Below are 26,210 nucleotides of genomic sequence, written 5' to 3' on the forward strand. Positions count from 1 at the left end.
GTAGGGGGGGGGGGGGGGGGGGGGGGGGGGGGGCCCCCCCCCCCCCGGGGGGGCCGGCCCGGGGGGGGGGGGGGGGGGGGGGGTGGGGGGGGCCGGCCCCCTGGGACCCGCGCCTCAAACGCCGGCGGGGCTGGAATGGGGCCGTGACCGTGTCCGTCGTGCGGCGCCGTTGCCGGGGGCCAGCCCGCGGACCCCCGCGCCTCAAACGCCGGCGGGGCTGGATGTGCTGCCGGTGGGGCTGGGATGGGCGGGGAAGAGGTTGGGTGTGCCGTCGGCGGGGCTGGATGTGCCGCGTGTGGGGGTGGGATGGGCGCGGACGGGGCTGGGGCGGCCGGGGGTGGGGTTTTGTGGCGAGACTTGGTGCGGGCCAGGGCTCCTAGGGCGAAGATCGTCAGGACCAGGAGGATCAGCAGTTGGCTGATGAAGAGGCCCCAGAAGAGGCCCCAGCCCGAGAGGGACGCGGGGGTGGTGTCCGGCCAGGCTGCCGGGAGGTCCTGGGGTCGAGCTATCAGGGAGCGGACCGCCGTCGGGGTGCGGGTGAAGGTGACCGTGTCCGGCCAGGCGCCCTTCGCGAAGAGGGCGGACAGGCCGGTGGCCGTCCAGACGAGGACGGCCAGGCCGAGGAGGAGGGCCAGCAGGCCGACCAGTAGTCCGTCCGGGATGCCGCCCTGGGGGCGGTCCGTACGGTCCGTGCGGTCGGGCATGTCAGGCCACCGTTGTTGCCGGGCCGGCGCCACCGCCGTTGCGGTGGCGTTCCATCAGGAGGGCGCGTTCCTCCGCCTCCAGTTCCGCGGCGAGGAGATCGGCGGGCAGCCGGTGCTGGGCCGAGGTCTCGGTCATGGCGCGGTCCGTGTACACGAGGGGGCGTTCCGCTTCGGTGATCAGGTGTTTGACGACCTGGACGTTGCCGTTGACGTCCCACACGGCGATGCCGGGGGTGAGGGTCGGGATGATCTCCACCGCCCAGCGCGGGAGGCCCAGTACCCGGCCCGTCGCGCGGGCCTCGTCGGCCTTCTGCGCGTAGATCGTGCGGGTGGAGGCCATCTTGAGGATGGCCGCGGCTTCGCGGGCCGCCGCGCCGTCGACCACGTCCGAGAGGTGGTGGACGACGGCGACGAAGGACAGGCCGAGGCGGCGGCCGAACTTGAGGAGCCGCTGGAACAGCTGTGCCACGAAGGGGCTGTTGATGATGTGCCAGGCCTCCTCGACCAGGAAGATGCGCTTCTTCCGGTCGGGGCGGATCCAGGTGTGCTCCAGCCATACTCCGACGATCGCCATCAGGATGGGCATGGCGATGGAGTTGCGGTCGATGTGGGAGAGGTCGAAGACGATCAGCGGGGCGTCGAGGTCGATGCCGACGGTGGTGGGGCCGTCGAACATGCCGCGCAGGTCACCGTCGACGAGGCGGTCGATGACGAGCGCGACGTCGAGGCCCCAGGCCCGGACGTCGTCTATGTCGACGTTCATCGCGAGGGCGGATTCGGGCTCGGGGTGGCGGAGTTGTTCCACGATGTCGGTCAGGACCGGCTGGCGCGTGGTGATGGTCTCCACCACGTACGCGTGCGCGACCTTGAGCGCGAAGCCGGAGCGCTCGTCGAGGCCGTGGCCCATGGCGACTTCGATGATGGTCCGGAGCAGCGCGAGCTGACCGGTCGTGGTGATCGCCGGGTCGAGGGGGTTGAGGCGGATCCCGTCGTCGTTGGCGGCGATGGGGTCCAGGCGGATGGGGGTTATTCCCAGCTGCTGGGCGATGAGGTTCCATTCGCCGACGCCGTCCTCGCCCTGGGCGTCGAGTACGACGACCTGGCGGTCCTTGAAGCGCAGCTGGCGCAGGACGTAGGTCTTCTCGAGGGCCGACTTGCCGTTGCCGGATTCGCCGAGGACCAGCCAGTGCGGTGCCGGGAGCTGCTGGCCGTACAGCTGGAAGGGGTCGTAGATGTAGCCCTTGCCGCTGTAGACCTCGCGGCCGATGATGACCCCGGAGTCACCGAGTCCGGGTGCCGCGGTGGGCAGGTAGACGGCCTGCGCCTGGCCGGTGGAGGTGCGCACGGGCAGTCTGGTGGTCTCGACCTTGCCGAACAGGAAGCTGGTGAAGGTGTCCGTCAGGGCGGACATGGGATCTCGCATGGGCGGCCATTCCCTCCAGCTAGCGTCGGATGCCGGTGGCGAACGGCAGGGTGTTGACGAAGGCGCGGTGGTGCTCGCGGTCGCACCATTCGAGTTTCAGGTAGGACTTGCCCGCGGAGGCGCGGATGGTGCGCTTGTCGCGGGCGAGGGCTTCGGGGGAGCGGGAGGAGACGGTGATGTACCCGACGAGGTTGACGCCGGCGGCGCCGCTCGCGAGGTCTTCGCCGCGCTGGTCGAGCCGGCCGTGGGCGGCGATGTCGCGGGGGTCGACGGTGCGGTTCATCTTGGCGGCGCGGCTGGCGTCGGCCTCGTCGTTGGTCTTCTCCGTGAGCATGCGCTCGATGGCGATCTCGGTGGGCTCGAGGTCCATGGTGACGGCGACGGTGCGGATCACGTCGGGGGTGTGGACGAGGAGGGGGGCGAGGAAGTTGACGCCGACCGGTGTCATGGGCCACTCCTTCACCCAGGCGGTGGCGTGGCACCAGGGGGCGCGGGTGGAGGACTCGCGGGTCTTGGCCTGGAGGTAGGTGGGTTCCACGGCATCGAGTTCGGCGGGCCAGGCGTTGCGCTTGGTCATGGCCTGGATGTGGTCGATGGGGTGGTCCGGGTCGTACATGGAGTGCACGAGGGAGGACAGCCGGCCCTGGCCGAGCGGCTGGCGTACGCGGATGTCGGCCTCGGCGAGGCGGGCGCAGATGTCGGTGAGTTCGCGGGCCATGACGATGGCGAGTCCGGCGTCGCGGTCGAGTTTGCGGCCCTTGTACGGGGTGCCCGCGCGGGCGATGGTCTGGGCCTCGGAGGCGAGTTCGCGCGTGAAGTGCATGCAGGCGACGAGGTACGCGCGGTGCTGCTCCGAGGACGTGGAGACCATCGACTGGAGCTGGTCGTAGGAATCGCGCAGCCAGCCGGGGGCGCGGGTGTCGCCGCGCTGGGCCACGTCCTTGGCGTGCGCGTCGGGGTCCGCGGGGAGGGTGCGGGCGAGCATCTGGAGGCGGGTGACAAAGCCGTCGCCGTTGGCCACGTGCTTGAGGAGCGTGCCGAAGCGGTCCACGAGGGCCTCTTGGTCCTCGCTGTCGCGCAGGCCCACTCCGGGGCCCTCGATCTCGATGGCGGCGGTGACCGTCCTGCGGTCCGCGTGGAGGAGTACGGCGATCTCGTCGGGGCCGAAGGGTGCGGCGAGCCAGTTGATGCGGCCGATGCCGGGGGGCGGGCCGATTTCGACCTCGCGGCCGTCGGCGGCGCGGACGCCGGCTTCCATGGCGCCCGAGCGGAAGGTCGTGCCGCGGCGCAGGGTGCGCTTGTAGCTGCGGTTGATCTCGAACCAGCGGTAGAAGGTGCGGCCGCGGAAGGGTACGTACACGGCGGCGAGCGCCAGCATCGGGAACCCGGCGAGGGTGACGATGCGCAGGGTGAGGGCGGGGACGAGCAGTCCGCTCATCATGCCGAGGAACGCGCCGGCGATGATCAGCGCGATCTCGCCGGTCTCCCGGTTCTTGCCGACGATCGCGTTCGGCCGGGCGCGGCCGATGAGATAGGTGCGGCGCGGTGCGATCGGATGGAGTTGGTGGAGCTGGTGGGACTGGGTCGTCACCGCCCGTCACCTCCTGTGTTCCTCGTGCTGGAGCCCGTACGGGGCGGGGGCGCGGCGGCGGCGGATCCGCCGCCGGTGCCGCCGCTTCCGCCGCTTCTGCCGCCGGAGCCGCGGCTGCTGTGTGCGGCCATGCCTCCGGACATCTGGTTGCCGCCGCCCGCGCCGCCGCTCGCGCGGTGGTCTCCGCCGCCGCCGCCGCCGCCGCCGCCGCTGCCGCCGCGGCTGCTGTGGGTCTTGATGCCCTGGGAGACGAGGGAGGCGGGGGAGCTGATGACGGCGGCTGCCTGGGCGCCGTCGGTGGCCTTGCTGCGGGTGGAGCGGGCGGAGGCGATCTCGTCGCCGAAGCCGGGTACGAAGCGGTAGATCATCGCGGAGGCGAAGATCGCCAGGAGGATGATCGCGAGGCCGGAGACGACGGCGGAGAAGGCGTTGGGGCCCTTCTCGCCGGCCAGGGCCCCGGCGAGGCCGAGGACGATGACGATGACCGGCTTCACGAGGATCACGGCGATCATGATGCCCGCCCAGCGGCGTACGTGGCCCCAGAGGTTGCGGTCGACGAGGCCGGCGTAGACGACGGTGCCGAGCAGGGCGCCGACGTAGAGGAGCGCGGCCCGGATCACGAGCTCGAGGCAGAGGATGCCGGCGGCCAGCACGGTGACGAGGGCGACCACGATGAGCATGATCGGGCCGCCGCCGATGTCGTCGCCCTTCTTGAGGGCTTCGGCGAAGGAGCCGAAGAAGACGTCGGTCTGGCCGCCGGTGGCGGAGGCGATGACCTCGGTGACGCCGTCGGTGGCGGAGACGACGGTGTAGAGGATGAGGGGGGTGAAGGCCGAGGCGAGGACGGTGAGCCAGAGGAAGCCGATGGCTTCGGACATGGCGGTGGTGAAGGGGACGCCTCGGATGGCTCGTTTGGCGACGGCGAAGAGCCAGAGGACGAGGGTCAGGATGGTGGAGGCGGCGAAGACGATGGCGTACTGCTTGAGGAAGGCGCCGTTGGTGAAGTCGACGTTGGCCGTGCCGTTGACCGCCTTGCTGAGCTCGCCGACGATCCAGGCGGCGGCGTCGGCGCAGCCCTTGGCGAGGGAGGTCAGGGGGTTGAGGGCGTCGGTGGGGTCGCTGGGGGCGAGGCCCGTGCGGGGGGCTCCGCCGGTTGCGCCGTCGCCCTTCTCGCAGTAGTCCTTGGCCGGGCCGACGATCAGATCGCACCGGTTGTCATTCGGCTGCGTCACCGAGGCCGAGGGCGTCGGCGACGGAGTAGGTGCGGCGAGTGCCCGTGCGGAGAGAAGGACCAATGTCGTCTGAAGGGCCGCCAGTGCTCCGGAGACGCGGAGCGCGCGGTTACCGGGCATAGGTGAAGCCTCCGAACTCTGCTGCGGCCTTGGAGATCTCCTCCGCAGTCGAGATCAAACGGTCTGCATTAACCGGGGCCGGCCCGTCCTTCTGGGCGAAGCTCTCGACCTTCCAGTCGTTGTCCGCCCACCTGAGGGTCAGGGTCATGGTGAACCAGTCATTGCTGACGGGATTGTTGGAACCGATGCCGGCCGTGCCGAAGACGCCTGTGCACCACACCTCGACGGTGGCCGTGGTCTCGGAGTAGCTCACCGTCTTGGTGCCTACCGGCACGGTTCTCGAGATGTACGTCAGCCCACGCGCGGCGTTCCCATTTGCGTCCAGCCCGGCCTGGTCCAGGAAGGCCTTGCCGTATGCACGGTCGAGCCGTGTTTCGAGCTCGGCAACCTTGTCGGTGACAAAGACCTGCCGGACGATCTGGGACCGCACACCGGGCTTGAGGATGTCAGCGGAGACGAGAGCCACGGAGTAGTTGGCGGCAGCGGACTGGGCACCCTGTTCAGACCGTGCGAAGCCCTTCGGGATGCCCGCGGATTTGGTGTCGACCGGGGGGACGCCCGTGGCTGCCGTGGGATTGGTGGCCTGGGGCTTGTCGGAGGCCGGTGGGGGGTCCTGGGGGGTGTGGGACTGGTTCGCGAACGCGATGGCGGCGATCAGGAGGACGACCACGCCGACGACCGCGATCAGACCGCGGGAGGCGCGGGGGGTGCGGCGGGGGGAGCCGTGGGGGTCCGAGGAGGACTCCGGGAGGCGGGTACGGGTCTGGCCCGTGCCGCCGATTTCGCCGTGGCCCGCGCCGCTGCCACCGTACTGGTCGTCGCTGCTCATTCGGTGTTCGCCCCCTCCGCGTCGTACGACGGTCGCGCTGGTATCCGCGCAGGCGCGGCGTGGTGAGTCCTCATCAGGGCTCTGGCTAGACGGCCATTCCGTAGACGATGGTGAAGAGCGTGCCGAGCGAGCCGATGATGAAGACGCCCGTCAGGCCGGCCACGATCAGGCCCTTGCCCTGTTCCGCGCTGAACGTGTCGCGCAGCGCCGTCGCGCCGATGCGCTGCTTGGCCGCGCCCCAGATGGCGATGCCGAGACAGAGGAGGATCGCGACGGCCATGACCACCTCGACCATGATCTTCGCTTCGTTGCCGAGACTGCCGAACGGGCCCCAGTTCGGGGCGATTCCGCCGATGATGGTGGTGATGTCGCCTTTTTCGGCTGCCAGGATCATGTAACTCACCGCCCTGAAGGGGTAGTTCCGGTTGCCCGTGCCCGGACGGCAAGGGTCAGGCTCTATCTTCGCTGATGAAACCGTCGTCGTATGTCGACTTGACTGCTCTCTTTACCCGATCTGCGCCCGCTGGTTCCGTTCGCCCGCTCTGACCTGGGCTCGGGCGGCGTGTGGGGGAAAGAACGTATGGTCACTCTGTGTATCACGAGGGGTGACCGCGGGCAATGATTGGGCTCCCGCCGTACGGGGCGCCTGCCGCGGGGCCGCCGTTCGGCGCAGTGGGAGGGCGTGTCGTTGGGCCATGTCGATGACATATGTCCGACTTTCCGTCAGTCACTCCTCTCCGCAGTGAGGTTGGGGGATGCTCCACGTCGTCCGGTACGAGGTGCCAAGCGGTACGGCGGTGTGAGGAGTGGGCGACGGAATGGGTTACTTCAGCAGGGTGGGGCGGCGGGCCGTGTGGGTGGCCGGTGGGTTCGCGGTGCCTCTGGCGCTGGTGCTCACGGGTGTCTCGGTCCCGGTGGCGGTCGCCGCCGGCGGTGGTTCGTGTGCCAGGCCCGGCGGGGACGACGACGTGCGCGCGGTGAAGGGCGCGAAGGGTGCCAAGGCGGCGCCGACGGGCGGCAACGGGTGCCAGGGGCCACGCGGTCCGCACGGTCCGAGAGGACAGAAGGGGGACCGGGGGCCGAAGGGCGAGCGCGGTCCGGCCGGTCCGTGCATCGACCTGGCCTCGGTCAAGGCGCTGGGCGATCAGGAGCTCAGTGCCGCGCTGAGCAAGGGGCGCGCGTACATCGGCCGTCGGACGGTGACCGCGCTGACCGTCGGCCCGTACTCCTGGAAGGACCTGACCACACGGGCGAACCCCGGCTTCCCGAGGGACGCGTGCAGCGTGTCCCTCACCTACACCGGCGGCCGGGCGTACGTGAAGGTGCTGACGCACCGCGGGGACGTCTCCGAGATCGCCTGTGACTACACGCCCACGAGCGTCACCTGCCCGCTGGGCTGGCAGGCGGTCGTCAAGCCCTGACGACGGAGCCCGGCCTCCCGCCGGTGCCGCGTCCCGGGAACGAGCCGGCCGCGGTACCAGGGGGGCCCGGGTGGCCCGGGTGGGGGCCGCGGAGTGTGCGCGGTCCCTACGGGAGCCAGTGCGCGGGGTGGCTCAGGGCGGGCGGCAGGAGGGTGGCGGGGGAGCCCTTGGCCGCGTTGAGCTGGGGCTGGGTGAGGAAGAGGGTGTCGCGCAGGTCGGCGCCGCGGAGGTCGGTGTCGCGGAAGTCCGCGCCGATCAGGTCGGCGGAGCGGAGGTCGGCGCCGCTGAGGTCGGCCGCGATCAGGTAGGCGCCTCGGAGGTTCGCGCCGCGCAGGTCCGCACCGGAGAGGCGGGCGCCCATCAGGTCGGCGCCGCGGTGGTTCTTCTTGCGGCCCGGCACCTTGGCCCGTGCGAGCTCGCTGGCCTTCAGGAGGAGGCCGTTGACCTCGTGGCGGAGGGGGCCGATGTCCAGTGCCGCGAGGGCCTGCGGAGTCGCTTCCGTCCAGCGCGCGGTGTCGGCGAGGGCGGCGCGGAGGTCCGGGTGGACGGGGCGGGCGGCGGGGAGGGTGAGGGCCTCGCGGACGTAGGCGAGCAGCTCGTGCAGCTGCCGCATCACGGGGAAGACCTCGAACATCGCAGCGGCCGTGCCGGGATGGGTGCGCCAGTCGCGGCCGCCGAAGGTGACCTGGGAGACCTGCTGGCCCGCGCCGAAGCAGTCGAAGACGGTGCAGCCGGGGAAGCCCTCGTCGCGCAGCCGGGTGTGGATGCCGCAGCGGAAGTCCTGCCGGAGGTTCTTGCAGGGGGTGCCGGCGGGCTTGTCCACCGCGAAGTCGGTGGATCTGGCGAAGGGCAGGGCGACGCAGCAGAGCGCGAAGCAGTTGGCGCAGTCCGCCTGCAGGACGGGCAGCGGGGAGCCGGCGGGCGCGGAGGGGGAGGTGTGAGGCTTGGGCACGTCACCATTGTCCCCCGGTGGGGGAGAGAGGGCGGCGATGGGCGTCCCCCCCCAGTCCGGGGCGCCGGAGTCCGCCCCCCGAGTCCGCCCCCCGAGTCTGCCCCCCGAGTCTGCCCCCCGAGTCCTGCCCCCCGAGTCCTGGCCCCCCGAGCCCTGGCCCCCCGAGCCCTGGCCCCCCGAGCCCGGGCGCGCCGAGCCCGGGCGCGCCCGAGTCGGGCGATCCCGGGCTCTAGGCGTCACCGGAAGCACCCCTGGCGCCCCGGCGGTCGCGGGTGTCGTGGGGGGACGCGGGCTGACGCGGGGTGGGTTCGAGGGCCTTCTGCCGAGGACTTCTGCCGGGGCCATCGAGGCCTGTGCGGTCTGGCGGGGGCGGGTTACCCCTCGGTAGCGTGGGGGCATGGGTGAGGTGGAGGCGTTCTACGAGCGGATCGACACGGGCCGGTTCCAGGCCACCGGCTACACGCGCGGGCCGTGGGACCCCGGCTCGCAGCACGCCGGGCCGCCGGCCGCGCTGCTCGGCCGGGCGATCGAGGAGCGGCCGGGCGGCCGGGAGGACATGCGGATCGCCCGGATCACGTACGAGATCCTGCGCCCGGTGCCGATCGGTCCGCTGGAGCTGACCACCGGCGTGCTGCGGGCCGGCCGCGGCACCGAGGTCGTCGAGGCCGCGCTGGCCCCCGCCGGGGCGGCGCCCGTGATGCTGGCGCGCGCCCTGCGCATCCGGGTGGCGCGGGAGTCCGTACCGGCCGTCGTGCCGGGGCCGGAGCTGCCGCCGCCCGGGGAGGTCGGGGTGACGCCGTTCTTCCCGGTGCCGTGGGAGACGGGCTACCACTCGGCCATGGAGACCCGTTTCACCGAAGGCGCGTTCGTCGAGCTCGGTCCCGGCACCTGCTGGATGCGGATGAAGGTGCCGCTGGTGGCCGGGGAGGAGACCAGGCCCCTGGACCGGGTGCTGGTCGCGGCGGACTCGGGCAACGGCATCAGCTCCGTCATGGACTTCGGCCGGTACGTCTTCGTCAACGGCGACCTCACCGTCCACCTGCACCGCCACCCGGTGGGCGAGTGGGCGTGCGTGGAGGCCCGTACGAGTGTGGACGCGGCCGGCATCGGCCTCGCGGACGCCCGCCTGCACGACGAGAAGGGCCCGATCGGGCGGAGCGCGCAGAGTCTGTTCGTGGCGCCGAGGCCGTAGCCGGGAGGCGGAAGCCGCGAGCCGGGAGGCGGGAGGCGGGCTGACCGGTCCGGGTGGTGGTCGAAGTGTGCGGTCGGCGCGGTCGGCCCGGTCAACCCGCTTGATCCGTAAGGGATTAGCTGTGGCACTCTCGTGCGGATGGAGGCTCTGAGGGATACCGACCCCGCGCACATCGGGGACCACGCTCTGCTCGCCCGGCTCGGCGCCGGCGGGATGGGACAGGTGTACCTCGGGCGTTCGCCCGGCGGGCGGCTCGTCGCCGTGAAGGTGATCCGGGACGAGATCACGGGCCACCCGGAGGCGCTGGCGCGGTTCCGTCGGGAGGCCCGGACGGTCCGGGCGGTACGGTCCGCGTACACGGCGAACCTCATCGACGCGTCCCTCGCCGCGCCGCCGTTCTGGCTGGCGACGGAGTACGTGGCCGGCCCGACGCTCGGTCAGGCGGTCGGGGAGCGGGGACCGCTGCCCGCGCAGACCTGCCGGAGGCTGTTCGCCGCGCTGGCGGAGGGACTGGCGAGCGTCCACGCGTACGGGGTGACGCACCGGGACCTCAAGCCGCAGAACGTGATCCTGGGCGCGCAGGGGCCTCAGCTCATCGACTTCGGCATCGCGAGGGGCGTGGGCGAGACGGCCCTCACCCAGGACGGCCAGGCGCCGGGGACGCCGGGGTACACCGCGCCCGAGGTGCTGCTGGGCGCCGAGGCGGGGGCCGCCGCGGACGTCTTCGCGCTGGGGGCGACGCTCGCCCACGCGGCGACGGGACGGCCGCCGTTCGGCACGGGCGTGGCGGCGACGGTCAGCTACCGCGCGGTCCACGAGCGGATCGACCTGGCCGGGGTCGAGCCGGAGCTGGCAGCCCTGATCGAGGCCTGCGTGGCGAAGGATCCGGCGGTGCGGCCCGAACCGGCCGAGGTGATCCGGCGCTGCGGGGTGCGCGACGCGCTGGCCGACGACGCGTCGTACGCGGCGCTGGGCGCCCTGGGCGAGGCCGTGCCGGTGCACGAGATGCGGACCCAGGGGCCGGGCGCCCCGTCGCCGCACGCCCCCGCGAGCCCGTACGGCGCTTCGGCCGCGGCCCCGTACGGTGCTTCGCCCGCGGCCCCGTACGGCTACACGCCCACCCGGAGCGTGCCCGCCGCCCCGGGGCGCCGGGGCCGGGCCGGGGTCTGGCTGGCGGCCGGGGTGGCGCTGGCCGTCGTGGGGGCGGTCGCGGTGTGGAAGCTGCCGCTGGGCGGGCCGGGCGGCGCCGGCGGCGGGGAGCGGGGGAACGGTCCCGGCCAGACCGCGAGCGGGACCCCGGACCCGGGACGGAGCGACGGTCCGTCGGGGCAGCCGTCGAAGGCCGCCTCCGGTCCACCGGTGTTCATCGCGCAGACGGCGCCGAACTTCGACGACTACGACCCCACCGGGAACGTCTGCGCGGAGCCGGCGGAGGAGGCCGCGAAGCCGGTCTTCCAGATCTCGGTGACCACGGCCGGGACGGACGCGCTGCACGAGGTGAAGCCGGGCACGGTCCGGATCGGGTTCCGGGTCAAGACGGCGGCGTCCGACATGCCTCCGTACTACGTGGCCGTCGTGGTGAAGCCGCAGCACGAGGTGGACGCGGCCGGCCGCTCCACGGGGGTGAGCGACAACCGCCAGCTCGGTTTCGTGGCCAAGGCCCGTGACGTCTACGAAGGGACCGCGACCGACTGGAAGTTCCTCACCTACCCCGACGACTTCTCGATGCGGCTGAACGGAAAGTCCGTCAAGGCGCCGCCGCTCGCGCAGGATCCGGGTGGCTGGACCGTGGTGTTCCGGCACGCGGTTTCGGACACGGAGCACAAGAGTTTCTGGTGTACCGGTTTCGACAGCGGTCCCCCATAGGGATGACTACGGGGGACGCTTCTTGACACGAAGTGTGAATGTCGCGGTATTGACGGTGCGATGGGGGAGGGTTGGCGGGTGCGCAGAGTCTGGGTGATCGGCGGTATCGGTTTCGGAGCGTGCCTGTGCTTCGTCGCCCTGCTCGTGGTCGGCACGTACTCGGCCGCCGCGGGGTTCGCGAGCGGTGCGGGCGGCCGGGTGGTGGGCCTCGCGAAGGGGGCCGTGCCGGGGAAGTACCAGGCCCTCGTGCAGAAGTGGGGCAATCTCTGCCCGACCCTGACCCCGGCGCTCCTGGCGGCGCAGCTCTACTCGGAGAGCGGGTGGGACCCGGGCATCGTGAGTCCGGCCGACGCGCGGGGCATCGCGCAGTTCATTCCGGGCACGTGGGCCACGCACGGCATCGACGGCGACGGCGACGGCGACCGCGACATCTGGGATCCCAACGACGCGATCCCGTCGGCGGCTTCGTACGACTGCGAGCTCGCGCGCTACGTGAACAAGGTGCCCGGTGACGCCGTCAAGAACATGCTCGCCGCCTACAACGCCGGTCCGGGTGCGGTGATACAGCATCAGGGGGTCCCGCCGTTCCGGGAGACCCAGGGGTACGTGAAGACGATCACGACGCTCGCCAGGAGCTTCGAGGCACCCGTCGGGCGGGTGGCTCCGTCGCAGCAGGCGGCCGGGGCGATCTACTTCGCGCAGAAGCAGTTGGGGACGCCCTATCTGTGGGGCGGGAACGGAACGGCCGACCAGGGCGGGCGGTTCGACTGTTCGGGGCTGACCAAGGCGGCGTACGAGTCCGTCGGGATCGACCTGCCGCGCGTGGCGAACGACCAGTACAACGCCGGTCCGCACCCCTCGCGGGCGGAACTGCTGCCCGGGGACCTGGTGTTCTTCTCCGACGATCTGACGAACTCTCGGGAGATCCGGCACGTCGGGCTGTACGTGGGCGGCGGCTACATGATCAACGCCCCCTTCACCGGCTCCGTGATCCGCTTCGACAAGATCGACACGCCTGACTACTTCGGCGCGACGCGCGTGACCAAGGACGGTGCGGAGGCGCTGCCGAGGCGCGAGGACGCCGGCAACACAGCGTGAACCGAAGGCCCTGAGCTGCGACGATGAGTCACTCTTCGGTAACGTTGGAGTGATCATTCGGTGGAGAGTGGAACGGCGCGGCCAGAACGGGCGTTCCATGGTCACGGGGACTGAATCACCGGACTGCATACCGGGGGGCGAAGGGGCGCACGCAGGAGTGCGCCCACCGGCGTACCGAGGCAAGGGCAAGGGGCCGCATCACCATGGCTGGACTCACAACGGGTGGGCCGAACGTGGATGTAAGCCTGCTGTACGAGGTCAACGGACTGGCCCGGCAGGCCCCGCAGTGGCTGGACCGGGTGGTCGCCCTCGCCGGCGAGTACGGGATCCCGCTGGCCCTCGTGCTCCTGGTGCTGTGGTGCTGGCGCGGGACGCGCCGCCGGCCGGACGAAGCCGCGGCCGCCGAATCCTTCGCCGCCCTCGTATGGGCCCCGCTCGCCGCGGGAGCCGCGCTGCTCCTGAACGTCCCCCTGCGGGAGTTCGTGGGCCGGCCGCGGCCCGCCGCACAGCACGAGGGGATCGAGGTGCTGGACCCCGGCGCCGGGATCAGCCACAGCGCCTTCTCCTTCGTCAGCGACCACTCGACCCTCGCGATGGCGCTGGGCGTCGGACTGTTCGTCGCCCACCGCAAGTTCGGCTACGCCGGGATCGGGCTGGCCCTCCTGGAGGGCTTCACCCGGGTCTACATGGGCCTGCACTATCCGACCGACGTCATCGGCGGATTCGCGCTGGGCACCGCGGTGGTGCTGCTGCTCGCCCCGCTCGCGATGGCGCTGCTGACCCCGGCGGTGCGGGCGGTGGCCCGGTCGCCCCGTCTCGGCGTACTGGTCCGTGCGCGGGGCCGCGTACTGGCCCGGCCGGTGGACCTCGCCGCGCCGACGCCGCCCCCGGGGCGCGGCCACGACAGCGACCTCGCCGCCTGAGGGCGCGTCGGGCCGAACCGGGTCGCGCGGGGTCGGATCGGGTCGCGCCGGCTGGCGTCGGAACGGGCCGGCCCGGGCCGGGCCGGGGCCGCCGGGTGTGTCCTCGGGCCGGCCGTCCGTGACGCGCTGTCCGTGACGTGCTGTCCGTGACGTGCTGTCCATGGCCCGCCGGTCATCCGACGGAGTACGACTCCCACACGGCCAGGGCCACGGCGGCCAGCAGGCACAGCGCGGCTGCCCCGAAGCAGAGGCGGACCGCCGTCGGGCGCGTGCGCGTGCGCGGGGTCACGGTTCGCCGGCTTCGGCGCCCTCCACGGCTTCCGCGTCCTCGCGGCGGTAGCGCGAGCGCAGCCACAGCCCGGTCGCGGCGGCCGCGCTGGTGGTGACCCCGATGGCCAGCGCGATGTCGCCGGGGCCGTCCGCCGTACCCACCGGGCCTGCCCCGGCGGGGGCGGCGGCGGCGGTGGTGGTGACGCTGACCGTGGCGGCGGGGGCCGCCGCGGCCGGGGCGAGCGCGATCAGCGGCGCCCCGAGCAGGGCGGCGAGGCGTGGCGGGAGCACGGGTCCGGGCATGAGACAAGGGCATCCGGTCCCGGGCGTGTGGGCCAGCGGGGTCGTCCGATCGGGCGACCGGGCCGCCGGCCCCGTCGCCGGGCCGAGCGCGGACGCCGGCCCGGCCGGCGCGAGCGGGGTGCACGGTGCGGCTACTCCGCGGTGTGCCGGGTGGCGTCCTTGCGGGCCAGGTCGCGGGACCGGCGGGCCGGGCCGCGCCAACCGCAGGTGCAGGCGGCCAGGCAGAACGAGCCGCGCTCGGAGGTGCTCGTGACGTGACCCGGAGGCGGAAGGTCCGGTCCCAGGGGGTCGCGGGGCGGCGGCACGGCGGCAAGCGGAGGGACGAGGGTCGCTTCGGTGTGCGGGTCCACTCCCCCACGGTACCCGGCATGTCCGGGCTGGGGGACTGCCGGGAACCGGCCGGTTCGACGGCGCGGAGCCGGGACCGCGACCAGGGGCCGGACCGGGGCCGCACCGAGGGAGGACGGGGGGAGGACGGGGGGCGCACCGGGGCCGGACCGGGCGCGGCACGGGAGTCGGACCGCGGGCCGAGCCCAGAGCCGGGTCGTGAGCCGGGTCGTGAGCCGCAACGGGCGCCACGCCGACGGGCGTTCGTTCCGGGGATTTCGCCCGGCGTTCGCCCGGGGTGCGCGCACCGTTCGAGGAAGGGTCCGGCCCGTGACGGGAGACCCCCGACCTCGTTAAACGGAGCGGGTGGGCCTCGGGCAGACAGCGGTCACGCGTTGGGGGTTGGCAGGCGATGGTGGTGCACCAGCACAGGCGGCGGCCGGGACGCGCTCAGGCGGCGTTCGCGGTCGGCATCGCCCTGGCCGTGGCGGCGTTGAGCGGGTGCGGCGGCGACGCGGCCGCCGGCGACGACGGCAAGCCCGCGCAGGACCCGGCGGCCACGGTCCGCGGAGCCGCCGACGCGCTCGCGAAGACCGGAAGCGCGCGGGCCCGGACGGCGATGGAGATGGCGACCGGCGGCACCAGGGTCACCATCCGGGGCGAGGGCGGGGTCGACTTTAAGAACCGGATGGGTCAGCTCCTGGTCATGCTCCCGGACGACGCCCAGGGCAAGGCCGAGCACCGGCCGATCACCGAGCTGCTGGTGCCCGGCGCGCTGTACATGAAGAACCGGGGCGCGGGCGTCCCCGACGACAAGTGGGTGCGGGTCGACACGACGGCCCTCGCCGACGGGAACCTCGTCACGGGCGGGGCCACCGACCCGGTGGCCGCCGCCGAGCTGCTGCGCGGCGCGCAGGGGGTGACGTACGTGGGCGAGACCGAGGTGGCCGGGACCAAGGTGCGGCACTACCGGGGTACGACCGACATCGCGCGGGCGGCGGCCGCGGCCTCACCGGCGGTGAAGGGGGCGCTGGAGGCGGCGGCGAAAGGGTTCAGCAAGGACGCGGTGCCGTTCGACGCGTACTTCGACGAGGAGGGCCGCCTGCGCAAGGTCCGCCACCGGTTCACCTACGTGAACAATGGCGTGATCGATGTGTCTTCCACCACGCTGCTCTACGGGTTCGGGACTCCGGTCTCCGTCGTACTGCCCCCGGAAGGGGACATTTACGCGGGAAAGATCGCCGACTAGGCGGTGGAGGGTGCGCGGGCCGTTGCGATCGGGCCATGGCGGGTATCCGGAAATGGTCCATCCGTGTCATGCGCGGGGAGCCTTGCGGTCCCTACGCTGAGAAACCGAGCGCCGGCGAACGGACGACGGCAGAGAGAGGTGACACGCGTGACTCCCGCAGGCGGTACGACCGTGCAGGACCACGTGGCTCTCGCCGAGATCGACCTGTGCGGTGAGCTGATCATCGCGGCCTCCGCCGCGCACGAGGAGCGGCTCAGCCAGGACCGCATCGACGAAGTGCTGATGGGGCGATAGCCCGCCGCCGTCCGCGTCAGGTGCGCAGCAGTCGTGCGATCGCCTTCGTCGCTTCCTCGACCTTGGCGTCGATCTCGCCCCCGCCCTTGACGGCCGCGTCCGCGACGCAGTGCCGGAGGTGCTCTTCCAGCAGTTGGAGCGCGAAGGACTGCAGTGCCTTCGTGCTCGCCGAGACCTGGGTGAGTATGTCGATGCAGTAGACGTCCTCGCCGACGAGCCGCTGGAGGCCCCGGATCTGGCCCTCGATCCGGCGCAGCCGCTTGAGGTGCTCGTCCTTCTGGTGGTGGTAGCCGTGCACCGCACCGGTGGCCGGGCTCGCGGCCGCGTCCGGGCTCGCGTCCGAGGCGACGTCCGAGGTCGCGTCCGCGCTTGCCTGCGTGCCGGCCGCCGCTGCGACGACCGTGCCCGCTTCGGCTCCGGAGCCCTCCGCCTGGGTGGCAGTCATGCGTCCTCCTGTGGTCCGGATCGAGGGGCGCATACCCCTCATGGGTATAGGATACCGGGCTCCGTCCGCAGGGGCAGGGGGCCGTCGTCCCCCACTCTGCCCGATGGAGGACACTGGGGAACTGCCGGTTAGCCGTGGCCGGGGGATGCGCCTAGCATCAGCCTGACCGAATCCAATGCACCCCGAGGACCTCACGTGCGATTTCGTCTGACCCCCAGGGAGACGAGCTTCTACGACATGTTCGCCGCATCCGCGGACAACATCGTCACGGGCTCCAAACTCCTGATGGAACTGCTCGGAGCGGACTCCTCCGCCCGAGCCGAGATCGCGGAGCGGATGCGGGCGGCGGAGCACGCGGGGGATGACGCCACCCACGCGATCTTCCACCAGCTCAACTCCTCCTTCATCACGCCGTTCGACCGCGAGGACATCTACAACCTGGCGTCCTGCCTCGACGACATCATGGACTTCATGGAAGAGGCGGTCGACCTGGTCGTCCTCTACAACGTGGAGGAGCTCCCCAAGGGCGTCGAGCAGCAGATCGAGGTGCTGGCGCGCGCGGCCGAGCTGACCGCCGAGGCCATGCCGCACCTGCGCACCATGGAGAACCTCACCGAGTACTGGATCGAGGTCAACCGTCTCGAGAACCAGGCGGACCAGATCCACCGCAAGCTGCTCGCCCAGCTCTTCAACGGCAAGTACGACGCCATGGAGGTTCTGAAGCTCAAGCAGATCGTCGACGTGCTCGAAGAGGCGGCCGACGCGTTCGAGCACGTCGCGAACACGGTGGAGACCATCGCGGTCAAGGAGTCCTGAACCTCGTGGACACCTTTGCTCTGATCGTGACCATCGGTGTCGCGCTCGGTTTCACCTATACCAACGGTTTCCACGACTCGGCGAACGCGATCGCGACCTCGGTCTCGACCCGTGCGCTGACGCCGCGCGCCGCGCTCGCGATGGCCGCCGTGATGAACCTGGCCGGCGCGTTCCTCGGCAGCGGGGTCGCCAAGACGGTCAGTGAGGGCCTGATCGAGACGCCCCAGGGGAACCGGGGCATGTGGATCCTCTTTTCGGCGCTGGTCGGCGCGATCGTCTGGAACCTGATCACCTGGTACTTCGGCCTGCCCTCGTCCTCGTCGCACGCCCTGTTCGGCGGCATGGTCGGCGCGGCGCTGGCCGGCGGGACCGAGGTGATCTGGTCGGGAGTGATCGACAAGGTCGTCATCCCGATGTTCGTCTCCCCGGTCGTCGGCCTCGTCGTCGGTTACCTGGTGATGGTCGTCATCCTGTGGATGTTCCGCCGTTCCAACCCGCACAAGGCCAAGCGCGGTTTCCGTATCGCGCAGACGGTCTCGGCGGCCGGCATGGCGCTCGGCCACGGTCTGCAGGACGCGCAGAAGACCATGGGCATCGTGATGATGGCCCTGGTCATCGCCGACGTGAGCAGCGCGGGCGACGAGATCCCGATCTGGGTCAAGATCGTGTGCGCCGTGATGCTGTCGCTGGGTACGTACGCGGGCGGCTGGCGGATCATGCGCACCCTCGGCCGCAAGATCATCGAGCTGGACCCGCCGCAGGGTTTCGCGGCGGAGACCACCGGCGCCTCGATCATGTTCGGCTCGGCGTTCCTGTTCCACGCGCCGATCTCCACCACCCACGTGATCACCTCGGCGATCATGGGTGTGGGCGCGACGAAGCGGGTGAACGCGGTCCGCTGGGGCGTCGCCAAGAACATCATCCTGGGCTGGTTCATCACCATGCCGGCCGCGGCGCTCGTCGCGGCGGTCAGCTTCTGGATCGTGGACCTGGCCTTCGTGAAGTAGCCGTCGCCGCCCGCGCCCCGGTGCGCGGGAGAGGACGGAAGCGGGCCGGCTCCCCCCACCCAGGGGGAGCCGGCCCTTTTCTTTCTTCCGCCGTGCGGTGGCACCGCCATGCAGCACCGCAGGACGTCTGTTCCACGCGGCCCGGCCGCATGGTGGTCCGTGCCGCGCGGCGGTGCCGCGCGGCGTCACGTGACTAGCCGAAGCGGCCGGAGATGTAGTCCTCGGTCGCCTGGACGGACGGGTTGGAGAAGATCCGGTCCGTGTCGTCGATCTCGACGAGCTTGCCGGGCTGGCCGACCGCCGAGAGGTTGAAGAAGGCGGTCCGGTCGGAGACGCGGGCGGCCTGCTGCATGTTGTGCGTCACGATGACGATCGTGAAGCGCTCCTTGAGCTCGCCGATCAGGTCCTCGATGGCGAGGGTGGAGATCGGGTCGAGGGCCGAGCAGGGCTCGTCCATCAGGAGGACCTGGGGCTCGACCGCGATGGCGCGGGCGATGCACAGGCGCTGCTGCTGGCCGCCGGAGAGGCCGGAGCCGGGCTTGTTCAGGCGGTCCTTGACCTCGTTCCAGAGGTTGGCGCCCCGGAGGGACCTCTCGACGATGTCGGCCAGCTCGGACTTCTTGAAGGAGCCGTTGAGCCGCAGGCCCGCCGCCACGTTGTCGAAGATCGACATGGTGGGGAAGGGGTTCGGGCGCTGGAAGACCATGCCGACCGTGCGGCGGACCGCGACCGGGTCCACGCCGGGTCCGTACAGGTTCTCGTCGTCCAGCAGCACCTTGCCCTCGACGCGGCCGCCGGGGGTGACCTCGTGCATGCGGTTCAGGGTGCGCAGGAAGGTGGACTTGCCGCAGCCGGACGGGCCGATGAAGGCCGTCACGGAGCGCGGCTCGACGGTCATCGAGATGTCGTCGATGGCTTTGTGGGTGCCGTAGAAGGCGGACAGTCCGCTGACGTCGATTCGCTTGGCCATGAGGGGTCACTTCGCTTTCATGAGTCGCGTCAGCGACCGGTCTTGGGAGCTTTCCAGCGGGCGATGCCGCGGGCCACCAGATTGAGGATCATGACGAAGGCGATCAGGACGAGCGCTGCGCCCCAGGCCCGGTCGTAGGAGGCTTCACTGCCGACCTTGTACTGCTCCCAGATGTAGAGGGGGAGCGAGGACTGGGCACCTTCGAAGGGGTTGTTGTTGATCAGCTGGGAGCCGAAGACCAGCAGCATGATCGGCGCGGTCTCACCCGCGATGCGGGCGACGGCCAGCATGACGCCGGTGGAGATGCCGCCGATGGCGGTGGGGAGCACGACCTTGAGGATCATGCGCCACTTCGGCACGCCGAGGGCGAGGGCGGCCTCGCGCAGCTCGTTCGGGACGAGCTTGAGCATCTCCTCGGTGGAGCGGACCACGACGGGCATCATCAGGATCGACAGGGCCATCGCGCCGGCGAAGCCGGAGGGGCCGAAGCCGAGCATCAGGTTCCAGGTCGTCAGGATGAACAGGCCCGCGACGATGGAGGGGATGCCGGTCATGACGTCGACGAAGAACGTCACGGACCTGGCGAGCGCGCCCCGGCCGTACTCGACCAGGTAGACGGCGGTCAGCAGGCCGATGGGCGCGGCGATCGCGGTGGCCAGGGCGACCTGCTCGATGGTGCCGAGCAGTGCGTGGTAGACCCCGCCGCCGGCCTCGAAGCTGGTCACGCCGTTCATCGAGTGGCCGAGGAAGTCCCCGTCGAGGACCTTCATGCCGCGGCTGACGGTGGTCCACAGCAGCGAGAGCAGCGGGACGACCGCGAGGACGAAGCAGACCCAGACCAGGGAGGTCGCGACCCGGTCCTTGGCCTGGCGGCGGTTCTCGATCACCGAGCTGGCCGTGTACGTGACGGCCACGAAGAGGAGGGCCGCGAGCAGGCCCCACTGGACCTTGCTGTGGAGGCCGGCGAGGACGCCGATGCCGCAGCCGAGCGCGATCGAGAGGACCGCGATGCCGGCCGGGGCCCAGCGGGGCAGGCTGCCCTGCGTCAGGCTGGTGGGGGCGACGGACGTGTGGGCCCGGGAGGGGCGCGGGTCCTGCAGTGCGTGGCTCATCAGGCGTTCGCCCCCGAGAAGTCCTTGCGACGGGCGATGATCAGCCGGGCGGCGCCGTTGACCAGCAGGGTGAGCAGGAAGAGCACGAGGCCGGAGGCGATCAGCGCGTCGCGGCCGAACTCGTTGGCCTCGTCGAACTTCGCGGCGATGTTCTGCGCGAACGTGCCGCCGCCCGGGTTCAGGATGTGGCCGGAGATCAGGAAGCTCGGGGAGAGGACGGTCGCCACGGCCATGGTCTCGCCCAGCGCGCGGCCGAGGCCGAGCATCGAGGCGGAGATGACTCCGGAGCGGCCGAAGGGCAGGACCGAAAGGCGGATGACTTCCCAGCGGGTCGCGCCGAGGGCCAGGGCGGCTTCCTCGTTCATGCGCGGGACCTGCAGGAAGACCTCGCGGCTGACGCTGGTCACGATCGGCAGGATCATGATCGCGAGCAGGATGCCTACGGTGAAGAGGGAGCGGGCGACGCCGACCTGGGTCTTGTCGAAGACGTAGGTCCAGCCCAGGTACTCGTCGAGCCAGAGGTTCAGGCCGTTCAGCTGCGGGACCAGGAAGAGCGCGCCCCAGATGCCGTAGATGATCGACGGCACGGCGGCCAGCAGGTCGACCACGTAGGCGAGCGGGGAGGCCAGCTTGCGCAGCGCGTAGTGCGAGATGAAGAGGGCGATGCCGACGGCGATCGGGACCGCGATGGCCATCGCGATGATCGAGCTGACGACGGTGCCGAAGAGCAGGACGGCGATGCCGAAGACGGGGGGTTTGGCCGACGCGTTCCAGTCGAACGTGGTGAGGAAGTTGCCCTCGTTGTCGGCCAGGGCGATCGAAGCGCGGTAGGTGAGGAAGCCGGCGATCGACGCCATGATCACCAGGAGCAGGATGCCGGAGCCCTTGGAGAGGCCGGCGAAGATCTTGTCACCGGCGCGGCCGGTGGACCTTCCGCTCTTGGCGACAGGCGGAGCCGTGTCTATCTGGGTGGGTGTGGTGGAAGCCATGATCTTTCCGGTCTGGTGGGGGGCGGGCCCCCTGGCGGCGGTGCACCGGATCCCCTGGGTGAAGGGGAGGGTCCCCGGGCCGGTCCGCCCCCCGGACGGGGGGAGCGGACCGGTGGTCCCGGGAGTCAGGACTAGCTGAGGGTCGCGATGACTTCGCGGACCTTGGCGACGATCTCGGCCGGGATCGGCGCGTAGCCGTTCTCGGTCAGGACCTTCTGGCCCGCGTCGGACGCGGTGTAGTTCAGGAAGGACTTCACGGTCGGGAGCGTCTCGGCCTTGTTGCCCTTGTCGCAGACGACCTCGTAGGTCACCAGGACGATCGGGTAGGCGCCCTCGGCCTTGGTGGCGTAGTCGAGCTTGAGCGCCAGGTCGGAGCCGGTGCCGGCGATCTTGGCGGCGGCGATGGCCTTGGAGGCGTTCTCGCCGGTGGCCTTGACGGGAGCGGCGGCGCCCGTGTTCACGTCCACGGTCTTGATGCTCTGCGAGGAGGCGTAGGAGAGCTCGAAGTAGCCGATCGCACCGTCGACGGCCTTGACCTGCGAGGCGACGCCGGCGGAGCCGGAGGCGGCCTGGCCACCGGGGGCCGGCCACTTCTTGGCGGCCTCGTACGTCCAGGCCTCGGGGGCGGCGGCCTTGAGGTACTTGCCGAGGTTCTCGGTGGTGCCCGAGTCCTCGGAGCGGTGGAACGCCTGGATCGCGGTGGAGGGGAGCGTGACGCCGGGGTTCAGCTTCTTGATCGCCTCGTCGTCCCACTTCTTGATCTTGTCGTTGAAGATGTTGGCGATCGTGGTGGCGTCCAGCGTCAGCTTGTCCACGCCGGCGACGTTGAAGCCGAGGGCGATCGGGCCGCCGACCATCGGCAGGTCGATGCCCTGGCCGCCGGTGCAGACCTTCTTCGACTCCTCGACGGCGTCGGGCTTCAGCGCGGAGTCCGAGCCGGCGAATCCGACGGTGCCCTGGTTGAAGGCGACGATGCCTTCACCGGAGGAGGAGGACTTGTAGTTCACCTCGACGCCGGGGCAGGCCGCCATGTAGTTCTTGATCCACAGGTCGACCGCGTTCTTCTGCGCGGAGGAGCCCGAAGCCAGGACCTTGCCCTTGGCGTCGTCACACTTGATGTCGCTGGCGGGCGCGGTCGGCTTGCCGGACGCACCGGCGTCGGTCTTGGTGTTGTCGTCCGAACCGCACGCCGTGAGGACCAGGGCACCGGACACGACAAGCGCCCCGAGGGCGGAGGCACGAAGCATGTTCTTGCGCTGAAGCTTCACTTTCGGGTGTTTCCTTCCAGAAGCCGCCGGCCGCTTTCTGCAATCGGGGCGGCGTGCGAAGAGGACTACGTCGGTGTGCCCGGGGCAACCGCTCGCCGTGGCTGCGATTCGCTCCTTGCTTCAACGAAGTTAGGCAGATCAGGTGAAGCGGCCGACCGGGACAAGTGAACGGACGGTGAACCGTGGCGGGCGGGGTGGTGCGTCGGGAGCGGGTCGCCCTTCGGCGCCACCTCCCGTTATCCCGCCGTTACCGTAGCGTGACCGCGCCGGGCGGGTGCGGCGCCGTTGTCTGGCCTGCCCCGTACTCCCGGCCTCACACGCCGCCGGCCACCGCCGGGCGGTGGCCTGCGACGTGGCTGGAACCCGCCGGCTGCCAGATGTGCCGGAAGGTGCGCCGCGAGGCCTCCACCTCGTGCCGCTGGTCCGCGTGCAGGACGCCGAGGGCGTAGGCCGTCGCCGGGGCGATACGGGGCGTGCGCGCCGCCGTGGCCGAGGCCCCGGCGGCGTCCGCCGCGTCGCGGTGGCGGTCCAGCGCCTCGCCCGCGACGGCCAGCCGGGCCACGTCCTCGCACAGCGCCTCCCGCGCGTACCGGTGGACCCGCAGCAGCCGGCGCACCTCGTTCCACGGGCCGTCGTGATCCGCGTCGTAGGGGTGCGAGGAGGACGGGTCGGGGAGGGCGGCCACCGCCGCCGACAGCCGGGATCCGGCCACCTCGGCCAGGGGGACCAGGACGTCGCCGACCCGGCCCCGGGCGGCGACCGGGTCCAGCGGGACCTCGGAGGCCAGCACGGCCACCGCGTCCGCGACCGCGTGGAAGCGGGAGGAGCCCAGCGCCTGGAGCGTCGCCGAGTGCGCGCGCGTCCGGGACAGCGTCAGCTGCCGCTCCAGGAGGGCGCCCGCCCGCGCCGAGCCCACCGTCAGCGAGCCCGTCGTCCCCCGGGGCGCGGGCACCTCGGAGTTCCCCGACAGCCGGTGCAGGGCGTCCATCAGCCGCGTCAGCCGGGCGGCGTACGCGTGCTCGTCGGCCAGCGTCGCCGAGAGCCACGTCAGCTCCGTGCGCAGGGAGTCCGCCCAGCCCGATTCGGCCACCGCCCTGAACGTCGTCAGGGTCGAGGAGATCCGGCGCGCGGCCCCCCGCAGGCTGCGCGCCGCCTCGCCGCCTTCGGCGGCCGCGCCCGCCGCGCCCTCGTCGTGCAGGCGCAGCGCGCGCAGGAAGGCGGTGGCCTGCGCGCGCAGGTACGTACCGAGCAGGTCGCCTGCCGTGATCGCGGTCAGGTCATGGTTTGGCTGAGCCACGCCGGCGCCTCCGGGCGTCTATGAGCATCTCCTGAACGTGCCGCAGCGGCTGGCCCTCGCCGTCCGTGCTGTGCCGGGTCCACTCGCCGTCCGGGCCCAGGTGCCAGGAGGAGGTGAGGTCGGACATCCCGGTCTCCAGCAGCCGGTCCACGGCCGCGCGGTGGGCCGGGTCGGCGACCCTGACCAGTGCCTCGATACGGCGGTCGAGGTTGCGGTGCATCATGTCGGCGCTGCCGATGTACACCTCGGGTTCGCCGCCGTTGCCGAAGGCGAAGACCCGGGAGTGCTCGAGGAAGCGGCCGAGGATCGAGCGGACCCGGATGTTCTCCGAGAGCCCGGGGACTCCGGGGCGGATCGCGCAGATGCCGCGGACCCAGATGTCGATGGGGACCCCCGCCCGCGAGGCCCGGTACAGGGAGTCGATCAGTGCCTCGTCGACGATCGAGTTCATCTTGAGGCGGACGTACGCGGGCCGTCCCGCCCGGTGGTGGGCGGCCTCCTTGTCGATCCGGGAGATCAGCCCGTCGCGCAGCGAGCGCGGGGCCACCAGCAGCCGGCGGTAGGTCTCGCGGCGCGAGTAGCCGGACAGCCGGTTGAAGAGGTCGGAGAGGTCCGCGCCGACCTGCGGGTCGGCGGTGAGCAGGCCGAGGTCCTCGTAGAGCCGTGCCGTCTTGGGGTGGTAGTTGCCGGTGCCGACGTGGGAGTAGCGGCGCAGCGTGTCGCCCTCCTGGCGGACGACGAGCGACAGCTTGCAGTGCGTCTTGAGGCCGACCAGCCCGTAGACGACATGGCAGCCGGACGCCTCCAGCTTGCGGGCCCACTTGATGTTGGCCTGCTCGTCGAACCGGGCCTTGATCTCGACGAGGACGAGGACCTGCTTGCCGGACTCGGCGGCGTCGATCAGGGCGTCCACGATCGGGGAGTCGCCGGAGGTGCGGTACAGCGTCTGCTTGATCGCGAGGACGTCCGGGTCGGCGGCGGCCTGCTCCAGGAAGGCCTGCACCGAGGTGGAGAAGGAGTCGTACGGGTGGTGCAGCAGCACGTCCCGCTCGCGCAGCGCGGCGAAGATGTCGGGCGCGGAGGCGGACTCGACCTCGGCGAGGTCGCGGTGGGTGCCCGCGACGAACTTCGGGAACTTCAGCTCGGGGCGGTCCAGCGAGGCGATACCGAAGAGCGCGGTCAGGTCCAGCGGACCGGGCAGCGGGTACACCTCGGAGGGGTTGACCTTCAGTTCCTGCACGAGGAGGTCCAGGACACCGGGGTCGAAGGACTCCTCGACCTCCAGGCGCACCGGCGGGCCGAAGCGGCGCCGCATGAGCTCCTTCTCGAGTGCCTGGAGGAGGTTCTCGGCGTCGTCCTCCTCGACCTCCAGGTCCTCGTTGCGGGTCACGCGGAACATGTGGTGCGCGAGCACCTCCATGCCGGGGAACAGCTCCTCCAGGTGCGCCGCGATGACGTCCTCCAGCGGGACGTAGCGGTGCGGGGAGGCCTCGAGGAAGCGGGAGAGGAGCGGCGGGACCTTGACGCGGGCGAAGTGGCGGTGGCCGGTCGCGGGATTGCGTACGACGACGGCCAGGTTCAGCGAGAGGCCGGAGATGTACGGGAACGGGTGCGCGGGGTCCACGGCCAGCGGGGTGAGCACCGGGAAGATCTGGTTGCGGAACAGGGTGAAGAGGCGCGCCTGTTCCTTCTCGGTGAGGTCGGGCCACCGGATGAGGTGGACGCCCTCCTCGGCGAGCTGCGGGCAGATGTCCTGCTGGAAGCAGGCGGCGTGGCGGGCCATGAGCTCGCGCGAGCGGGTCCAGATCTGGTCCAGTACCTCGCGGGGCTGCAGGCCCGAGGCCGAACGGGTGGCGACACCGGTCGCGATGCGGCGCTTGAGGCCGGCGACGCGGACCATGAAGAACTCGTCGAGGTTGCTCGCGAAGATCGCCAGGAAGTTCGCGCGCTCCAGGAGGGGCGTCGTCGGGTCCTCGGCGAGCTCCAGGACGCGCTCGTTGAAGGCCAGCCAGCTGCGCTCCCGGTCCAGGAAGCGCCCTGCGGGGAGCTCGCCGGTGTCCGAGGTCTCGTAGGCGTCGAGATCCGCGTCGAGATCCGGTTCCAGGTCCACGTGGGGGCGGTGGGCGGCTATGGAGCCGAGACGCGCGTGGGCGCCGCTGGCGGCGCGCGAGGCGACGGCTTCCGGGGAGGCGGCGGAAGCGTGGGACGGCTGCTGGGCGGGGACGTCGGCGGGAGCTGCGCTGGGCTTGTGGCTCATGACTCCATTCTTCCGCGCACGCGGCGGGAAAGGCGCGTCGGAAAGGTCGGCGGTCGGTGGGAGTCGGGGCTGCATTCCGTCAGCTTCGCGACCGTGCATTAATGCGTGGTTAATGGCGTGTGGCTTCCAGGGTCCGGGCGGGCGGCCGCGTCGTGCCGGGGGGTGGGGGGCCTGTCCCTCACGCTTGACGACGGGCGGTTCGACCGACCAGGGGAAGTTGATCCACTCGTCGGTCTTCTTCCACACGTACTCGCA

At 71.5% G+C, this 26,210-nt stretch carries 24 protein-coding genes and 1 pseudogene (1 of these 25 running past the window's edge); 9 read left to right on the plus strand and 16 right to left on the minus strand.

All coding sequences use genetic code 11. The features are described from left to right. From ABZY44_RS30515 to ABZY44_RS30540, 6 genes and pseudogenes are all read right to left on the minus strand, one after another. Positions 1-611, minus strand: a pseudogene (locus ABZY44_RS30515) (hypothetical protein); its annotated part reaches 1,107 nt to the left of the window's first position; the annotation flags it as partial. Positions 612-705: 94 nt separating this feature from the next. Beyond that, positions 706-2,127 (minus strand): ATP-binding protein, encoded by a 1,422-nt coding sequence (locus ABZY44_RS30520; protein ID WP_356659449.1) that lies wholly within the window; start codon positions 2,125-2,127, stop codon positions 706-708. 19 nt (positions 2,128-2,146) lie between these two features. Continuing rightward, complete coding sequence (locus tag ABZY44_RS30525) at positions 2,147-3,718, minus strand: SCO6880 family protein (RefSeq protein WP_356659451.1); 1,572 nt, start codon at positions 3,716-3,718, stop codon at positions 2,147-2,149. Beyond that, a complete protein-coding gene (locus ABZY44_RS30530; protein WP_356659453.1) occupies positions 3,715-5,070 on the minus strand; it encodes a hypothetical protein in 1,356 nt (451 codons plus the stop codon). Before ABZY44_RS30530 ends, ABZY44_RS30525 begins: the two co-directional genes overlap by 4 nt. Then, a complete protein-coding gene (locus ABZY44_RS30535; protein WP_356659455.1) occupies positions 5,060-5,899 on the minus strand; it encodes a hypothetical protein in 840 nt (279 codons plus the stop codon). The genes ABZY44_RS30530 and ABZY44_RS30535 overlap by 11 nt, the downstream gene beginning before the upstream one ends. An 85-nt stretch (positions 5,900-5,984) precedes the next feature. Then, positions 5,985-6,293: a hypothetical protein gene (locus tag ABZY44_RS30540; protein ID WP_112452163.1), complete on the minus strand. Its 309-nt coding sequence runs from the start codon at positions 6,291-6,293 to the stop codon at positions 5,985-5,987. 424 nt (positions 6,294-6,717) lie between these two features. Here ABZY44_RS30540 and ABZY44_RS30545 point away from each other — a divergent pair, with 424 nt between their 5' ends. Next, positions 6,718-7,320, plus strand: a complete 603-nt coding sequence (locus ABZY44_RS30545) for a hypothetical protein (RefSeq protein ID WP_356659458.1) — start codon at positions 6,718-6,720, stop codon at positions 7,318-7,320. 106 nt (positions 7,321-7,426) lie between these two features. Here ABZY44_RS30545 and ABZY44_RS30550 read toward each other — a convergent pair whose 3' ends face one another. Then, positions 7,427-8,272 carry a pentapeptide repeat-containing protein gene (locus ABZY44_RS30550; protein ID WP_356659460.1) on the minus strand — a complete coding sequence of 282 codons (846 nt, stop codon included), beginning with the start codon at positions 8,270-8,272 and terminating at the stop codon, positions 7,427-7,429. Between the two features lie 397 nt (positions 8,273-8,669). Between ABZY44_RS30550 and ABZY44_RS30555 the strand changes: the two genes are divergently transcribed. The 4 genes from ABZY44_RS30555 (at position 8,670) to ABZY44_RS30570 (ending at position 13,351) form a co-directional block, all read left to right on the plus strand. Beyond that, positions 8,670-9,464 (plus strand): thioesterase family protein, encoded by a 795-nt coding sequence (locus ABZY44_RS30555; RefSeq protein ID WP_356659462.1) that lies wholly within the window; start codon positions 8,670-8,672, stop codon positions 9,462-9,464. Positions 9,465-9,602: 138 nt separating this feature from the next. Beyond that, positions 9,603-11,330 (plus strand): protein kinase, encoded by a 1,728-nt coding sequence (locus ABZY44_RS30560; protein ID WP_356659464.1) that lies wholly within the window; start codon positions 9,603-9,605, stop codon positions 11,328-11,330. A gap of 78 nt (positions 11,331-11,408) precedes the next feature. Next, positions 11,409-12,428, plus strand: coding sequence for a bifunctional lytic transglycosylase/C40 family peptidase (locus ABZY44_RS30565; protein ID WP_356659466.1), 1,020 nt, complete (start codon positions 11,409-11,411; stop codon positions 12,426-12,428). Positions 12,429-12,631: 203 nt separating this feature from the next. Next, positions 12,632-13,351: a phosphatase PAP2 family protein gene (locus tag ABZY44_RS30570; protein ID WP_356659468.1), complete on the plus strand. Its 720-nt coding sequence runs from the start codon at positions 12,632-12,634 to the stop codon at positions 13,349-13,351. A 285-nt stretch (positions 13,352-13,636) separates the two neighbouring features. Here ABZY44_RS30570 and ABZY44_RS30575 read toward each other — a convergent pair whose 3' ends face one another. Both ABZY44_RS30575 and ABZY44_RS30580 read right to left on the minus strand, forming a co-directional pair. After that, the gene (locus tag ABZY44_RS30575; protein WP_356659470.1) at positions 13,637-13,924 is read right to left on the minus strand and encodes a hypothetical protein; all 288 of its coding nucleotides are present in this window, start codon (positions 13,922-13,924) and stop codon (positions 13,637-13,639) included. A 131-nt stretch (positions 13,925-14,055) separates the two neighbouring features. After that, the gene (locus tag ABZY44_RS30580; protein ID WP_356659472.1) at positions 14,056-14,274 is read right to left on the minus strand and encodes a hypothetical protein; all 219 of its coding nucleotides are present in this window, start codon (positions 14,272-14,274) and stop codon (positions 14,056-14,058) included. Between the two features lie 389 nt (positions 14,275-14,663). Between ABZY44_RS30580 and ABZY44_RS30585 the strand changes: the two genes are divergently transcribed. Beyond that, positions 14,664-15,500 carry a hypothetical protein gene (locus tag ABZY44_RS30585; protein ID WP_356659474.1) on the plus strand — a complete coding sequence of 279 codons (837 nt, stop codon included), beginning with the start codon at positions 14,664-14,666 and terminating at the stop codon, positions 15,498-15,500. A 147-nt stretch (positions 15,501-15,647) separates the two neighbouring features. Continuing rightward, entirely contained in the window at positions 15,648-15,794 is a 147-nt protein-coding gene (locus tag ABZY44_RS30590; protein WP_356659492.1) for a hypothetical protein, read from the plus strand. A 16-nt stretch (positions 15,795-15,810) separates the two neighbouring features. Here the strand turns inward: ABZY44_RS30590 and ABZY44_RS30595 are convergent, their stop codons facing one another. Then, positions 15,811-16,239, minus strand: coding sequence for a metal-sensitive transcriptional regulator (locus ABZY44_RS30595; protein ID WP_356659476.1), 429 nt, complete (start codon positions 16,237-16,239; stop codon positions 15,811-15,813). A gap of 195 nt (positions 16,240-16,434) precedes the next feature. On the opposite strand from ABZY44_RS30595, the gene ABZY44_RS30600 reads away from it, so the two are divergent. Further along, entirely contained in the window at positions 16,435-17,055 is a 621-nt protein-coding gene (locus ABZY44_RS30600) for a DUF47 family protein (protein ID WP_214952272.1), read from the plus strand. A 5-nt stretch (positions 17,056-17,060) separates the two neighbouring features. Continuing rightward, entirely contained in the window at positions 17,061-18,062 is a 1,002-nt protein-coding gene (locus ABZY44_RS30605; protein WP_356659478.1) for an inorganic phosphate transporter, read from the plus strand. Positions 18,063-18,255: 193 nt separating this feature from the next. Here the strand turns inward: ABZY44_RS30605 and pstB are convergent, their stop codons facing one another. From pstB to ABZY44_RS30635, 6 genes are all read right to left on the minus strand, one after another. Next, complete coding sequence (gene pstB, locus ABZY44_RS30610; protein WP_356659480.1) at positions 18,256-19,032, minus strand: phosphate ABC transporter ATP-binding protein PstB; 777 nt, start codon at positions 19,030-19,032, stop codon at positions 18,256-18,258. Positions 19,033-19,061: 29 nt separating this feature from the next. Continuing rightward, a complete protein-coding gene (gene pstA, locus ABZY44_RS30615; RefSeq protein ID WP_356659482.1) occupies positions 19,062-20,144 on the minus strand; it encodes a phosphate ABC transporter permease PstA in 1,083 nt (360 codons plus the stop codon). Then, positions 20,144-21,133: a phosphate ABC transporter permease subunit PstC gene (gene pstC / locus ABZY44_RS30620; protein WP_356659484.1), complete on the minus strand. Its 990-nt coding sequence runs from the start codon at positions 21,131-21,133 to the stop codon at positions 20,144-20,146. The genes pstA and pstC overlap by 1 nt, the downstream gene beginning before the upstream one ends. A 131-nt stretch (positions 21,134-21,264) precedes the next feature. Further along, entirely contained in the window at positions 21,265-22,401 is a 1,137-nt protein-coding gene (gene pstS / locus ABZY44_RS30625) for a phosphate ABC transporter substrate-binding protein PstS (protein WP_356659486.1), read from the minus strand. Positions 22,402-22,714: 313 nt separating this feature from the next. Beyond that, positions 22,715-23,698 carry a CHAD domain-containing protein gene (locus tag ABZY44_RS30630; protein WP_356659488.1) on the minus strand — a complete coding sequence of 328 codons (984 nt, stop codon included), beginning with the start codon at positions 23,696-23,698 and terminating at the stop codon, positions 22,715-22,717. Beyond that, entirely contained in the window at positions 23,679-25,955 is a 2,277-nt protein-coding gene (locus tag ABZY44_RS30635) for an RNA degradosome polyphosphate kinase (RefSeq protein WP_356659490.1), read from the minus strand. Before ABZY44_RS30635 ends, ABZY44_RS30630 begins: the two co-directional genes overlap by 20 nt. Between the last annotated feature and the right edge of the window lie 255 nt (positions 25,956-26,210).

This window comes from Streptomyces sp. NPDC006544 (genome assembly GCF_040611715.1).
Lineage (GTDB): Bacteria > Actinomycetota > Actinomycetes > Streptomycetales > Streptomycetaceae > Streptomyces.

What these genes read in the sequence shown, in the direction of transcription:
- ABZY44_RS30520 (WP_356659449.1), bottom strand. Translation starts at nt 2,127, where the DNA reads ATGCGAGATCCCATGTCCGCCCTGACGGACACCTTCACCAGCTTCCTG.
- ABZY44_RS30530 (WP_356659453.1), bottom strand. Translation starts at nt 5,070, where the DNA reads ATGCCCGGTAACCGCGCGCTCCGCGTCTCCGGAGCACTGGCGGCCCTT.
- ABZY44_RS30535 (WP_356659455.1), bottom strand. Translation starts at nt 5,899, where the DNA reads ATGAGCAGCGACGACCAGTACGGTGGCAGCGGCGCGGGCCACGGCGAA.
- ABZY44_RS30540 (WP_112452163.1), bottom strand. Translation starts at nt 6,293, where the DNA reads ATGATCCTGGCAGCCGAAAAAGGCGACATCACCACCATCATCGGCGGA.
- ABZY44_RS30545 (WP_356659458.1), top strand. Translation starts at nt 6,718, where the DNA reads ATGGGTTACTTCAGCAGGGTGGGGCGGCGGGCCGTGTGGGTGGCCGGT.
- ABZY44_RS30555 (WP_356659462.1), top strand. Translation starts at nt 8,670, where the DNA reads ATGGGTGAGGTGGAGGCGTTCTACGAGCGGATCGACACGGGCCGGTTC.
- ABZY44_RS30560 (WP_356659464.1), top strand. Translation starts at nt 9,603, where the DNA reads ATGGAGGCTCTGAGGGATACCGACCCCGCGCACATCGGGGACCACGCT.
- ABZY44_RS30570 (WP_356659468.1), top strand. Translation starts at nt 12,632, where the DNA reads ATGGCTGGACTCACAACGGGTGGGCCGAACGTGGATGTAAGCCTGCTG.
- ABZY44_RS30575 (WP_356659470.1), bottom strand. Translation starts at nt 13,924, where the DNA reads ATGCCCGGACCCGTGCTCCCGCCACGCCTCGCCGCCCTGCTCGGGGCG.
- ABZY44_RS30585 (WP_356659474.1), top strand. Translation starts at nt 14,664, where the DNA reads ATGGTGGTGCACCAGCACAGGCGGCGGCCGGGACGCGCTCAGGCGGCG.
- ABZY44_RS30595 (WP_356659476.1), bottom strand. Translation starts at nt 16,239, where the DNA reads ATGACTGCCACCCAGGCGGAGGGCTCCGGAGCCGAAGCGGGCACGGTC.
- pstB (WP_356659480.1), bottom strand. Translation starts at nt 19,032, where the DNA reads ATGGCCAAGCGAATCGACGTCAGCGGACTGTCCGCCTTCTACGGCACC.
- pstA (WP_356659482.1), bottom strand. Translation starts at nt 20,144, where the DNA reads ATGAGCCACGCACTGCAGGACCCGCGCCCCTCCCGGGCCCACACGTCC.
- pstC (WP_356659484.1), bottom strand. Translation starts at nt 21,133, where the DNA reads ATGGCTTCCACCACACCCACCCAGATAGACACGGCTCCGCCTGTCGCC.
- ABZY44_RS30635 (WP_356659490.1), bottom strand. Translation starts at nt 25,955, where the DNA reads ATGAGCCACAAGCCCAGCGCAGCTCCCGCCGACGTCCCCGCCCAGCAG.